The 13,495-nt window shown below is 54.8% G+C and carries 12 protein-coding genes; 7 read left to right on the top strand and 5 right to left on the bottom strand.

The genetic code is table 11. The features are described 5' to 3' along the window. The first annotated feature begins 104 nt into the window (after nt 1-104). The 6 genes from EF096_RS16925 (at nt 105) to fabB (ending at nt 9,052) form a co-directional block, all read left to right on the top strand. Nucleotides 105-2,291 carry a TonB-dependent receptor plug domain-containing protein gene (locus tag EF096_RS16925; RefSeq protein ID WP_123890982.1) on the top strand — a complete coding sequence of 729 codons (2,187 nt, stop codon included), beginning with the start codon at nt 105-107 and terminating at the stop codon, nt 2,289-2,291. Nucleotides 2,292-2,388: 97 nt separating this feature from the next. Beyond that, nucleotides 2,389-3,267: a hypothetical protein gene (locus EF096_RS16930; protein ID WP_123890983.1), complete on the top strand. Its 879-nt coding sequence runs from the start codon at nt 2,389-2,391 to the stop codon at nt 3,265-3,267. Further along, nucleotides 3,264-5,192 (top strand): ATP-binding protein, encoded by a 1,929-nt coding sequence (locus EF096_RS16935; RefSeq protein ID WP_123890984.1) that lies wholly within the window; start codon nt 3,264-3,266, stop codon nt 5,190-5,192. Before EF096_RS16930 ends, EF096_RS16935 begins: the two co-directional genes overlap by 4 nt. 177 nt (nt 5,193-5,369) lie before the next feature. Further along, on the top strand, nt 5,370-6,923 hold the full coding sequence (locus EF096_RS16940; protein ID WP_123890985.1) for a class I adenylate-forming enzyme family protein: 1,554 nt from the start codon (nt 5,370-5,372) through the stop codon (nt 6,921-6,923). A 384-nt stretch (nt 6,924-7,307) separates the two neighbouring features. Further along, nucleotides 7,308-7,823 (top strand): 3-hydroxyacyl-[acyl-carrier-protein] dehydratase FabA, encoded by a 516-nt coding sequence (gene fabA / locus EF096_RS16945; RefSeq protein ID WP_123890986.1) that lies wholly within the window; start codon nt 7,308-7,310, stop codon nt 7,821-7,823. A gap of 11 nt (nt 7,824-7,834) precedes the next feature. Beyond that, complete coding sequence (gene fabB, locus EF096_RS16950) at nt 7,835-9,052, top strand: beta-ketoacyl-ACP synthase I (RefSeq protein ID WP_123890987.1); 1,218 nt, start codon at nt 7,835-7,837, stop codon at nt 9,050-9,052. Between the two features lie 85 nt (nt 9,053-9,137). Here fabB and EF096_RS16955 read toward each other — a convergent pair whose 3' ends face one another. From EF096_RS16955 to EF096_RS16975, 5 genes are all read right to left on the bottom strand, one after another. Further along, the gene (locus tag EF096_RS16955; RefSeq protein WP_123890988.1) at nt 9,138-10,337 is read right to left on the bottom strand and encodes a multidrug effflux MFS transporter; all 1,200 of its coding nucleotides are present in this window, start codon (nt 10,335-10,337) and stop codon (nt 9,138-9,140) included. A gap of 314 nt (nt 10,338-10,651) precedes the next feature. Beyond that, the gene (locus EF096_RS16960; RefSeq protein WP_123890989.1) at nt 10,652-10,843 is read right to left on the bottom strand and encodes a CsbD family protein; all 192 of its coding nucleotides are present in this window, start codon (nt 10,841-10,843) and stop codon (nt 10,652-10,654) included. Between the two features lie 99 nt (nt 10,844-10,942). Continuing rightward, nucleotides 10,943-11,176: a DUF2789 domain-containing protein gene (locus EF096_RS16965; protein ID WP_123890990.1), complete on the bottom strand. Its 234-nt coding sequence runs from the start codon at nt 11,174-11,176 to the stop codon at nt 10,943-10,945. Between the two features lie 68 nt (nt 11,177-11,244). Next, nucleotides 11,245-11,499, bottom strand: coding sequence for a hypothetical protein (locus EF096_RS16970; RefSeq protein ID WP_123890991.1), 255 nt, complete (start codon nt 11,497-11,499; stop codon nt 11,245-11,247). 18 nt (nt 11,500-11,517) lie between these two features. Then, nucleotides 11,518-12,417 (bottom strand): DMT family transporter, encoded by a 900-nt coding sequence (locus EF096_RS16975; RefSeq protein WP_123890992.1) that lies wholly within the window; start codon nt 12,415-12,417, stop codon nt 11,518-11,520. Nucleotides 12,418-12,621: 204 nt separating this feature from the next. Between EF096_RS16975 and EF096_RS16980 the strand changes: the two genes are divergently transcribed. Continuing rightward, nucleotides 12,622-13,494: a helix-turn-helix transcriptional regulator gene (locus EF096_RS16980; RefSeq protein ID WP_123890993.1), complete on the top strand. Its 873-nt coding sequence runs from the start codon at nt 12,622-12,624 to the stop codon at nt 13,492-13,494. The last annotated feature ends 1 nt before the right edge of the window (nt 13,495 follow it).

A 13,495-nucleotide genomic window follows, 5' to 3' on the forward strand; every position in this document is an offset into this window, starting at 1 on the left:
GGCCAGTATAAGCCTGCCTGACAATAACAGCGATTCAGCAGTGGAAAAACCTGTTATGACGGTTAAGATGAGGCACCGAAGAAGAACTCACAAAGCCTCTTTATATGTCCACCTACCGCGTCACACTTCTGGCAGGAATTACACTACTGGGTCTGCCAGCAAGCCTGCAGGCGTCAACGGATCCGCTGCTTGACGATCTCGAATTGCCCAAAGTCCTCAGCGCAACCCGCCTCAAGCAAGCCCCTGCGGAGGTGCCTGGCAGCATGACGGTGCTCGACCGCCAGTTGATTCGCGCCACTGGCGCCAGAGACATTCCGGAGATTCTGCGGTTAGTACCGGGCATGATGATTGGTTACCGTCGCGGCAATCAGATCAACGTCAATTATCACGGCACCAATGTTACCGAAGCGCGGCGCCTGCAGGTACTAATTGATGGGCGCTCGGTCTACCGCCCAGGCTTTGCCACAGTAGACTGGGCTGAAATACCGGTTGCGGTTGAAGATATCGATCGTATCGAAGTCTTTCGCGGGCCAAACACCGCCGCATACGGTGCCAACGCCCTGATGGGGGTGATCAACATCATCACCCGCCACCCGCGTGACACGCTGGGCACCACATTCAAGCTCACCAAAGGCACGCGCGGAGTTAATGACTGGTTAGCGCGCGAGGGCTTTAGCACCGAATACAGCCAAACCCGCCTGACGCTGTCCGGCATGGCAGATGAAGGCTTCGACTTCTACGAAGAACCCGGCCAGGAATATCGAGATGGCAAGCGCCTAACGCGCGTCAACCTGAGCAGCGCTTTCCAGGTGGATACATCCAACACGATCGAATGGCAGCTGGCTGCCAGCGAAACCAGTCGCCAAAGTTACTACGATTACAGCCCTTTCCTGGGCGCCGCCAAGCAACCCTTGGGACAATTTGATCAATTGATCGACGAATGGCAACCCGACTCTGATATTCGTGGCCACGATTACGTTGTGCAGGGCCTCTGGAAAACCGACCTATCGGCAAACCATAGCGTACAGATTCTCGCCTACGGTCAGCATATGGAGCGTTTGAGCGACTTCCGCGCCTGTGACAGTCCACTGGTCTTCTCGCCGACGCTACGCGAGCTTTCTGCTCTGAGCCCGCTCGCCGCGAGACGGGTCAGCCGCTATATGAGTCACGACGTAGCGGGCAGTCTACGCAACTACATGAACGACTTCATGTACGGTCAGTATTACGACTATCTTGGCGATCTGGGCGAGAGGATACTGCAGGAGCGCCAACAATATGTGGACAGTGAACCCGCCTGTTTCGACATTGATCAACACATACGCGAGAGCCGCTATCACCTTGAGGTTCAGGATACCTTCCGTCTAAACGAGCAACTGCGCTTTGTCAGCGGCGCCAGCTATCGTCAGGACAGGGTCAAATCCGAGACTTTCTTCGGTGGCACTGTCGACAACGCCATTATTCAGGCTTTTGGTAACGCTGAGTACCGTCCACATGATCGCTGGCTATTTCAATTCGGCGGCATGTACGAAGACTCCCAACTGGTGGGTGATGCGTTTTCGCCGCGAGTAGCAATGCACTACTTCATCACCCCGCTGCACAGCCTCAGGTTCGTCTATTCAGAAGCCGTGCGCACACCTGACATGTACGAAAACAACATCAACTGGACCTATAACCTGAAGAACATCAGTGGGCCAGTAAGTGGACCACAAAGCTATTACGCCACCGCCGTTGGCCCTGGGGACCTCGATACCGAGACCATGCGCTCACGTGAGATTGGCTATAACGGAACCAACCACCGTTATGGCGTGTCCGTAGATCTGCGCGTGTTTCAGGAGCGTATTACGGGCATGAACAGTGAGCCGCTAAAGCTGACTGACTTTTACCCCAATAACGACTCATCTGCCGAGTTTGAAGGCGCTGAAGCTCAGATCGACTGGCGTGCCACCTATGCCGACCGCTTTCGGCTGACGTACGCCTACGTTGACTTCGAAGCCAGCAGCAAGCTTGACCAACGTCTCACAGCCCGTAATTCCGGTAGCGCCGCATGGATTCGCTCATGGCCCGCAGGTATTGAAAGCAGCTTGATCTATTACGGCGCGGACCAACTTAACGAGCGCCGCTTTGAACGTGTGGATACTCGGCTGGAAAAAGAGTTCGCGCTCGGGCAGCGTAGCCACCTGAACCTGGCCCTGGTACTGCAGCATCGCCTGGACGACGAGCCGCTGACATGGGACGAAAACAGGTACGAAAGCCAGAACCACTACTACCTGAGTGCTGAACTACACTTTTGAGCAAGCCGGGGCGGCCCAGCACCCGGCAAGGCGCGAAAGCAAAACCGACAAGGAACGTCACTATGATTAATGATTACCAGCTGCGGCTTATGCTGAAATGAGATTTGGCGCTAGAGCCTTTTGCCTGCTGTTACTGGTGTTATGTTCAGCCAGCGCATCTGCTCGTGCCATTCTTGTTGCCGCTCCTGCGGCCGATAGCCCACTGATTAATGAATTTGTAGCCGAACTGCGGACAAAGCTGCCACAAGACCAGGTAACGGTTTCAGTCACCCCGGCAACCGATGCAACCAGCGCGGACATCATCATTACACTCGGCAAAGATATGCTGAACTGGCGCTTACAGTCAGGCTTGCAAACGCCTAGCATCGCCGCCTATCTGAACCGACATGCCCTCCCCTCGCAGCCACTGCCAGCCTATCTGACCACCCTGCTCGCCAACCCCAAGCCAATCCGCCAACTGCGCCTGGCAAAAATCCTGGTACCAAGGTTACGAGTCGCCGGTTTTCTTTATAGCGAAGAACAAAGCAGCGCCCATGCCGAATGGACCTATCCAGCAGAGCAAAGCGACTTGCGGCTATACAGCGTCATAGTTAAGCGCCCATCCAACCTGACCAGAGACCTGCTGCAAGTGTTAGATACAGCCGATGTACTCATCGGCCTCGACGACCCCGGCATCTACAATGCCGACAACCTCAAAACCATACTGCTCACCAGCTATTCGCGCAGCAAGGTGCTCATAGGGCCAAGTGCGCCTTTCATTGAAGCCGGCAGCCTTAGCACAACGTACAGCACACCGGGAGACATGGCCCACAGCGTTGCCTTACTACTGCAACAGGATCAGCTGCCGGGCGAGGTTACCTACCCCGCTTATTTTTCGGTATTGAGCAACGCACAAGTGGCCCGCTCTCTGGGCTTGCCAGAACCTGATGACGAAACGCTCCGTCACTTGCTGACTGAGCTGGAGCAATCACCATGAGTTTTCTGCAGCACGGCACTATTTTCAGCCGGTTGATACTCATTGCTACCCTGCCGGTGATGTTGATGGCTGGGGTAGGTTTCACGGTATTTACCAGCGCGCGGCTGGACGACGTCAACCGCGAATTACAGTTAACCGGACAACTGATTGCCGACCAGCTTGCACCCGCCGCCGAGTACGGCGTAATTAGTGGCAACCTGCGCACGCTGGAGAGTCTGGTGCAAGGCACACTCAACATGCCGCACGTACGCTACGTCGAGGTGTATGACAGCACCGGCCAGCCGCTACTGATGCTCAGCAAGCAGAACGCCAAAAGCAACGCCAGTAGTGGCCTTCAGGTCTTTGTCGCCGACATTATGCGTCAGCGTATCACCTTGCAAAACGATCTATTTCTGCTCGACGTACCGATCAGCGAACCTCAGGACGAATTCAGCTACCTCGGTCAGGTACATGTTGGTCTGAGCAACGCAGCCTTCGTTGAACGCCAGCATGCCATTCTGCTGAAAACGGCCGGCCTGGCCACACTCGTATTGATCGCCACACTGTTTCTGGCCATCCGCCTCGCGCGCGCGCTAGCCAACCCAATGGCACGTATGGGGTTGGCCGTGCACAAACTGCAGGAAGGGCAACTCAGCACCCGGCTGGAGGTCACCGATGAGCATGAGGTCGGACAACTGATGCGCAATATCAACAGCCTGGCTGAAACCCTGGAACGCTCCAGGGCGCAACAACAGCAGGCAATGCAGCAGCTGGTCAGCGCGCGTGAAGAGGCTGAGGCGGCCAACCGTGCCAAGTCGGAATTTCTCGCCATGATGAGTCATGAGCTACGCACACCAATGAACGGCGTGCTGGGTATGCTGCAGCTACTGGAGACTACCGACCTGAGCAGCGAGCAAAGCGAATACGTCAATATCGCCGGCGAGTCGACCGACCACCTGCTCAAGGTAATCAACGATATCCTCGACTTCTCGCGCATCGAGCGTGGCGTACTCGAACTGGAAAAAATCCCGTTCAACCTGCCACAACTGATCAGCTCTTCGGTAAATGTGTTTGAGCATACGGCGAGACAAAAAAACCTGCAGCTCATAACCCGAATGCAAGGTAATACGCAATGGTCTGAGGTACAGGGCGACCCTACCCGCATTAGGCAGATTCTGGTTAACCTGATTGGCAATGCATTGAAGTTTACCGAACAAGGCAATGTCACTGTTGCAGCCAGCTGGAACCTGTACGACAGCAACCGGCTCTGGCTGGAGTGTGAGGTAACAGACACCGGCATTGGCATCGCCCCGGAACGCCTCGAAAGCATGTTTGATGCCTTTCAGCAGGCCGACTCCAGCACCTCACGGCGCTTCGGTGGAACCGGGCTGGGGCTGTCCATAGCACGTACCTTTGTAGAGAAAATGGGCGGTGAGCTGAGCGCTCTGAGTACGGAAGGTAAAGGCTCGCACTTTAGCTTCAATATTCCTTTGGAGCTCAGCCATCAAGGAGAACAAAGCTGCGAGCAAAATCAGACCAGTGATCATGATCGCCCCGACAAACCGGTCCTGTTGGTGGAAGATAATCCAGTCAATCAAATGGTGATCGAAGGCATGTTGCACGGCTTCGAGATCCAGGTTGATATCGCCAGCTCAGGTGAACAGGCACTCCAGTTACTTGCCAGCCAACCTGATCGCTACTCCATGATTCTGATGGATATCCACCTGCCGGATACCAATGGACTTGAAGTCTGTCGCCGGTACCACGGGCAATGCAAAAACGAAGGGCGCTTTCCCATACCCTGTATTGCACTTACCGCCAGCGCCTTTGAATTGGACCGGCGACACTGCGAAGAAGCCGGCATGCAGGATTTTCTGAGCAAGCCGGTGAGCCGACAAGCGCTATTTGAGGCAGTCAGCCACTGGTCTCAAACAGCAGATCATTGATCGCGTTGATCCTGCACCATTCTGCTCTGCGCCTAGACCAGCCAGCGCTGGATTCGAATAGCGAATATCGCGACACTAGGGCTCATTTTTTTCGACCCTGAGCGTCAGGTTCTGCTATCAGGCAGCACGTGTACCGCAAGGCGTCGTGCCCCGATCCAGTCATACGAGCGCACAACAATGTCAACAATCACTCTCGAATCACCCTACAGCACACTACCTGAACTGATCGCCACTCATGCTCTTGAGCGCGCTGAACACCCTGCACTGATAGAGGGTACAAGACGCCTCAGTTACGGCGAGCTAAACGCAGAGGCCGATCGCGTAGCTGCCGCACTGCAACGTGATGGTGTGTTACCGGGCGAGGCGATTGCGGTTTGTGCAGCCAATTCGATCAACTACGCGGTCCTTTTTGTCGGCGCGCTGAGGGCCGGTGTGGTAGTCGCACCACTGGCACCATCCTCTACTCCAGAAAGCCTGCTCGGCATGCTAGCTGACTCCGCAGCCAAGCTGTTCTTTGTCGACGCGGATGTGCGTGATGCCATCGGCGGTGTACGCGAGCGCATCCAGCCCGCGCTTTATAGTCTGGATAACAGTGTCGGTGAGCACGGTTATAGCCAGTGGCTAGCCGACGCCAAACCAACAGCAGTCGAACTCGCACCGGAGCTGGTTTTCAACATCATCTACTCGTCCGGTACCACCGGTGAGCCAAAAGGTATTGTGCAATCACATGGCATGCGTTGGTCGCATATCCAACGTGCCCTGGTCTTCGACTATGGCCCTGACGCGCGCACCCTGATTTCTACCCCGCTCTACTCCAACACAACACTGGTCTCTTTTCTGCCCACGTTGGGGTTAGGTGGCACCGTTGTACTCATGGCCAAATTTGATGCCGCACGCTACCTGAGCCTCGCACAGGAGCACAAGATCACCCATACCATGCTGGTGCCAGTGCAGTATCAACGTCTGATGGCGCGTGACGACTTTGACCAGTACGACCTGTCCAGCTTCATCATGAAGTTCAGTACCAGCGCTCCCTTCCATGCGGCGCTCAAGGCAGACATCCTGGACCGCTGGCCCGGTGGCCTGGTTGAGTTTTACGGTATGACCGAAGGTGGCGGCACCTGTATTTTGCCTGCCCACCTGCACCCGACCAAACTCGGCACCGTGGGTATGCCCTCAGAGGGGCATGACATGCGCGTGATTGACGAGGACGGCAACGAGCTGCCGCATGGCGAGATCGGCGAAGTAGTTGGCAACTCGCCGGCGATGATGACCGGCTATTTAAACAAGCCGGAAAAAACCAGCGAAGCCGAATGGTATGACAGTACTGGCAAGCGCTTCATCCGCACTGGCGATGTTGGCCGCTTCGATGAGGAAGGCTTCCTGACGCTGATGGACCGCAAGAAAGACATGGTCATTAGCGGCGGCTTCAACATCTACCCAAGTGACCTGGAAGCAGAACTGCGCCAGCATCCAGAACTGCTGGATGTGACCGTGATTGGCGTAGCGTCCACCAGCTGGGGCGAAACCCCGGTCGGCTATGTGGTACCCAAGCCTAATGCTGACGTCAGCGCTGAGAGCGTCCTTGAATGGTTCAATGCCCGCGTCGGTAAAACCCAACGTTTGAACCGTGTCATTATTACTGATGAGCTGCCGCGCAGCGCCATCGGCAAGGTGCTCAAGCGCGAGCTACGCGACATTTTTCAGGCCGAGTTTGGCGTACTGAAATAATCCGCATCGCTAGTAAAAACCTGCCATTTTGCAAAACCACAAGATGCCCGAGGAGAGAGAACCTTTTCCTCGGACGTCATCGCGGGTATCCTCAACGCCTCTTTGCACAGGTTAAGAGCGACAGTTGTGACTTTATCGTCAGGCATACAGTCTGACTTTACGCTGGCCCGATAGCGCCAGGAAACATCTGAAAACGCTGCAACATGAGAACAGAAGAACAAGAGTCTTGATCAGCACTGACTTTATTTCGTAAGAATAGAGCAATAGCTTAATACAGGATCTAGCAATGTTGGCTTCTCACAGCGCGCTTTTTCAGATGTTGCCTGAATATCAGGTCAAGCCGAATTTATAGCGCCCCGTAACAGGGGAAGAGCAGGAGCCTCTATGACACAACAGAATGCGTACTCCCGGGAAGAGCTGCTCAAATGCAGCCGTGGTGAAATGTTCGGCCCCGGTAACGCGCAACTCCCCGCCCCCAATATGCTGATGATGGATCGTATCGTTCATATCAGCCAAACCGGCGGAAAGTATGGCAAAGGCGAAATCGTCGCCGAACTGGATATCAATCCTGATCTCTGGTTTTTTGCCTGTCATTTTGAAGGTGACCCCGTCATGCCAGGCTGCTTGGGTCTGGATGCAATGTGGCAACTGGTTGGTTTCTATCTGGGCTGGCTGGGCTATGAAGGCCGCGGCCGCGCGCTGGGCTCAGGTGAAGTCAAATTCACTGGCCAGGTTCTGCCTACCGCCAAGAAAGTCACTTACACTATCAATATCAAGCGCACCATCAATCGTGCCCTGACCCTCGGCATTGCCGATGGCACCATGGCCGTTGATGGACGTGAGATCTACAGCGCTGAAGGTTTGCGCGTAGGTCTGTTTACATCTACCGACAGTTTCTGAGGATTATCACTATGCGTCGCGTCGTGATTACCGGCATGGGTATTATTTCCTGCCTTGGCCAGGACCTAGAAAGCGTGGCTGCCAGCCTGAAAGCCGGCAAGCCAGGCATTCGTTTCAACCCTTCATACGCAGAAATGGGCTTGCGCAGCCACGTTTCCGGTTCGGTCGAAATCGATCTGGATGCGGCCATTGACCGTAAGGTCAAGCGCTTCATGGGTGATGCAGCGGCTTATGCCTACCTGTCCATGCAGCAGGCCATTGCCGATGCAAGCCTGGGCGAAGAGCTCGTCAGCAACGTACGTACCGGCCTGGTTGCCGGCAGCGGCGGCGCTTCCACACTGAACCAGATGGAAGCGGTTGATATCCTGCGCGAAAAAGGCGTGAAGAAGATTGGGCCGTATCGTGTGCCGCGTACCATGGGTAGCACTGTATCCGCCTGTCTCGCGACCCCTTTCAAGATCAAGGGCGTGAACTACTCCATCTCCTCCGCATGCGCCACCAGCGCGCATTGTATTGGACATGCAGCAGAACTGATCCAGCTCGGCAAGCAGGACATCGTCTTTGCCGGCGGCGGCGAAGAAGAGCATTGGTCACAGACCATGCTGTTTGATGCCATGGGTGCGCTCTCTACGCAGTATAACGACACGCCGGAAAAAGCCTCACGCGCTTACGACAGCAAACGCGATGGTTTCGTCATTGCAGGCGGCGGTGGCATGGTTGTAGTTGAAGAGCTGGAGCACGCGTTGGCGCGCGGCGCCAAGATCTACGCAGAAGTGGTCGGTTACGGCGCGACTTCAGACGGCTACGACATGGTCGCACCTAGCGGCGAAGGCGCAATACGCTGCATGCAGCAAGCACTGGCTACCGTTGATGGTGCCATCGAGTATCTGAATACTCACGGCACCTCTACCCCGGTAGGCGACGTTGCAGAGCTGAAAGCCATCCGTGAAGTCTTTGGTGATAACGCGCCAAAGATCAGTTCGACCAAGAGCCTGTCTGGTCACTCACTCGGTGCTGCCGGTGTGCAGGAAGCAATTTATTGCCTGCTGATGATGCGTGACAACTTCCTCGCTGCATCTGCCAACATCGAAGAGCTGGACGAGAATGCCGGCAACCTGCCGATCCTGCGTGAACGTCTGGATAAGGCCGTCGACCTGGTCATGTCCAACAGCTTTGGTTTTGGTGGCACCAACGCCACGCTGATCATGAAGCGCTGGCAAGCAGCCTGATAGAGGCTGGCACTAATAAAAACGCCGCATTTATGCGGCGTTTTTTTATACCCGAATATCGATATTTTTACCCTGTCGACATTCCTTAACGCGAGGCCCAGTTAGGCTGCGGTGCCCGTGCAGAAGCGCGCCTGGCCAGAAACGCCATAGTCACGGTAACCACGCCGCAGCCAGCCATGACCAGCGCCATAGGCACACTACTACCATCATGCAATACACCAACCAACGCTGACGTCAGTCCGGCAATGGCAAACTGCATGGTTCCCATCAATGCTGACGCCACGCCAGCCTGATGGCCATGACCCGCCAGCGCACACGCGGAGGCGTTAGGAATGACCAGGGATATCACCGCTACGCTGCAGAACAGCGGCGGCAAAAATAGCCAGATATTGGGCGAGTGCAAGAGCGCAACCACCAGCAAAGTCACTGTTGCAGCGCAATACACGCCGGTCGTCCCCTTCAGCAAGCTCAAGGGCGTGTTATGTCGCAACAACCGGCTGTTGAGCTGCGCAAATAGAATAAAACCAGCAGCGTTAGCACCAAAAAGCCAAGCGTAGTGATCTACGCTCAGCCCATACATTTCAATAAAGATATAGGGCGAGCCTGCGATATAGGCAAACATACCCGCCATGGCCACCCCGCCGGTAAGCGAATGAAACATAAACACCGGCTCACGCAATAATCCGAGGTAGCGCCCCAGCGCACTACCAAGCCGTGCAGGCGGCGTATCTTCCGGCAGCGTCTCTGGCAGAAAGAAGTACACCGCAAGGGCAAACAGCGCCGAAAAGAGCGTCAGGAACCAGAAAATACTAGGCCAGCCCGCGACCTTCAACATGGCTCCACCCGCCAATGGTGCGAGAATGGGGGCAACCCCCATAATCAACATAAGCTGCGAGAATGCCTTGGCCGCATCAATAGGCGCGCACAAGTCGCGTACCACAGCCCGCGTGACCACCATACCCGCACAACCGCCCAAGGCCTGAGCAAAACGAGCCGCAAGCAGCCACTCGAGCGTTGGCGCCATGGCGCAGGCAAATGACGCCACGCAAAACAGCGCCACACCAAACAACAGAGGTAGGCGTCGGCCAAAGCGATCTGCCAACGGGCCATACACCAGCTGGCCACTCGCCAAGCCCAGAAAATAGACCGAAAGGCTCCACTGGACCTGCTCGGCATCCGCGTTCAGCGCTTCACCTATCGCCGGAAAAGCCGGCAGATACATGTCGATAGCCAAAGGACCAAAAGCGCTCAACGCACCGAGTATCAGCAGGATATAAAAAGGCATTCAGGTATCCGTAAAAGCGGTCGCGCAGAAGAAGTATGCAAAGGTCTGTGCAACAGAACTTATTCGCAGCGCTAAAAGCAAAAGAAAGGGACGACATCAGCTTAGATATCGATCGCGTATGATGCCAGAAAAGCAGTGAAAGCGAATGGAACAGATTGTTGCCTGAGTTAGCCAGTGCTTGAATTGCTCCGTAAGATCGAGGTATCAGCGGCCTGCCTTATCAAGCAAAGACAAAAAAGCCGCTCGTATTGACGAGCGGCTTTCAGATTGAGGACTTCCAGCACTCAGGTTACCGCACTGAGTAGCGCCGAACATCAGCCCTTATCGATAATATCTTTCAACTTGTCTTTCACATCACCCTTGAGCGACTCACCCTTGCCCTTGATGTTTTGCAGCTCACCTTCACCCTGCAACTCTTCATCATCAGTAGCTCGACCGATTTCACGTTTGGTCTTGCCAACGGTTTCGTCGTACTTGCCTTTAATTTTGTCAGTGGTACTGGTCATAATTATTCCCCTGTTGGTGTCTGTGGACTTCAACTACAGTTGGAACACACTGATCGGGCCGCCTTATGAGCAGCCCGAATAGTTCAGTTTTAACTCGCTTTATTCTTCGTGCAGGCGCGCATTGAGCTCGTCGACCACCGGTGCCCATTCAGCATCCTCACGGATCTCATCACGCAAGAAGGCGGCTTGCGATGGCGACCAGAAGCTGGCCTCACTCAATTTGGTGTCTTGGGCTAGCGAATGGCTGGCAAAGAAGGCATCCATACTGGCCTGATCTGAGTCCAGACCCAGCTGTTCAAATAACATAACCAGATCTTTGTTTGGCAGTTCCATGGTCTCTCCTCGACTAGCTCAAAAACGATAACGCTTACTATAAAGAGAGTGCATCCGCCAAGATCAGTTCAATTTTTATCTTGCAGTCGGGTCACTGCATAACTCGTTGACGCGTCCTGCAGCCACGCTTCCAGCTCGCCTTTTTTTATCCCCAAACGTCGCGCCTCAGCCAATTTAACCAACATAAAATCACGCTTGGCCGGTTCATTCCCAGCCATCGACAAGGCAAGATCACGGTCAGCCCAACGCCGTATCCGGACAAATAACCACCAGTGAAAATAGAGCCCACTGAGCACAGCAACAGCAATAATCAGATAGTCCATAAAAACGCTTCCATCCCGTTAAACCGAACCTTGTGGCACCGTCGCACGAGGCTTGGGCCGATAGAACATCACCCCGTTGCCTACCAATATCAACACCAGCCCAAGAACAGCCGTTGATGTCCACTGATAGCCTTCAAATAGAGTCGACATACCCAACGCGATCAGCGGGAATACGACAGTGGCATAGGCTGCCGGGCCTGCGCCTATGCGACCAATCAGAGCAAAATAGGTGGCAAAGCCTATGACTGAGCCAAACAGCGCCAGATAAACCAGCGAGCCAAGGTAAGCCGCACTCCACTCTATGCTGAATTGCGCACCGGTGCCCAGTGCCACCAACAGCATAACCAACGCACCGTACCCCATGGCATAAGCATTGGTAGACAACAAATCCAGGCCACGTGCCTGATGACGAACACTGATCATATTGCCTAAAGAAAATCCATAAGTACCCAACAGGCTCAAGCCTATGCCGGTCAGCACCGACGCATTCAAACCCACGCCAACCAGGTCCTGCCAGAACAGACTGACAATCCCGATAAAGCCCAGCAAGTTAGCCCACAACAAACGCCGAGTAGCGCGCTGGCGAAAGAAAATGACGCCGTTAATGGCATTGAAAACCGTAGCCATGGAAAACAGCACCGATTCCAGGCCGCTGTTGATATAGGCGTTAGCCGCGTAAAAACAGCAAAAGTTGAAGCCAAATACGCACATACCCTGCAATAGGCAAAACAGATGGTCGCGCTTAGCCAGGCGACGCAGGCGGCCACTAATCAAGAGAACCAAAAGCAGTACGCCTGCGGCCAGAGAAAAGCGGTAAAAAACAGAGACCACAACCGGCACCGGGCCAGACTGCATTGAAATAGCGATCCAGGTGGTGCCCCAGATCAAGACTGTAGTGATATATAACAACGCGTTCATGCCGTGCACTCGCTAGGTAGACAGTATCGAATTATCCACCCGTCGCGCTGCGTGAGCTTGCACAAAGACACCTGGACTTGCAGATTCTTGCGCATTTTTCTGTGTATAGGACGCACCTGATGCGCTCCCGCTTGGCGGCCAACTGATGTCTAGTTAAGATCGAGCAGTCACTAGCGCCATGCTCGCGGAACACAAGGAGTCAGCATGCCCCTGCCCTATCACGTGCTTGAGAACCTGCAATTGCACAAGGCAAGGTTGCTGGAGAGCACGCGCCTGAGTAACGGCCTGGGGCTGGCCAGTTGGTACAACGACGATGACTTGATTGCACTCGACCACGCAGATCATCACACGCTCAGCATGTACATCGCCGACGGCTACCAATCCTACTTTCAGAGCGCTGCCGGTTGGCAAAACGGCGGCGCGCCAGACAAGCTGTGTCTCATGCCAAAAGACTACGCATCCACTTGGCACATACGCGGCCCGCTCAGCTTCATGCACCTGTACTTCACTGATCAGCATCTGCGCGATCAGGCCGAACAAACCTGGGATCGCAGTCCAAGCCAGATTACGCTGGATGAGCGCCTATTTACCGACGACCCGCGCATTGCCGTTCTTTACCGCCAGTTTCTGCTCAACAATGACTGGAACAACCCGGCAGATCACTTGGCAATCAGTAGCGCCACGACCCTGGTGCTGAACCAGCTACTGCAGCATTACGTGCATTTGGGCTGGCAAGCACCTGCTGTGCGGGGCGGGTTAGCGCCCCACCAACTGAACCGGGTGCTGGATTATATCGATAGCCACCTGGATCAATCGCTATTACTCAGCGATCTGGCTCGCGAAACAGGTCTCAGCGAGTATCACTTTGCGCGTATGTTCAAGCACAGCAAGGGGGTGGCGCCGCATCAGTACGTCATGAATCGGAGACTGATTAAGGCTGGACAGTTACTGCAAAGAAGCACCTTGCCGCTGACCGAGATTGCCTTAACCTGTGGCTTTAGCTCACTCAGCCATTTCAGTAATCGCTTTCGCCAAGTGCATGGCATCAGCCCATCCGCCATGCGCAACAGCCGGTAAG

The organism is Pseudomonas neustonica (assembly GCF_003797945.1).
Lineage (GTDB): Bacteria > Pseudomonadota > Gammaproteobacteria > Pseudomonadales > Pseudomonadaceae > Halopseudomonas > Halopseudomonas neustonica.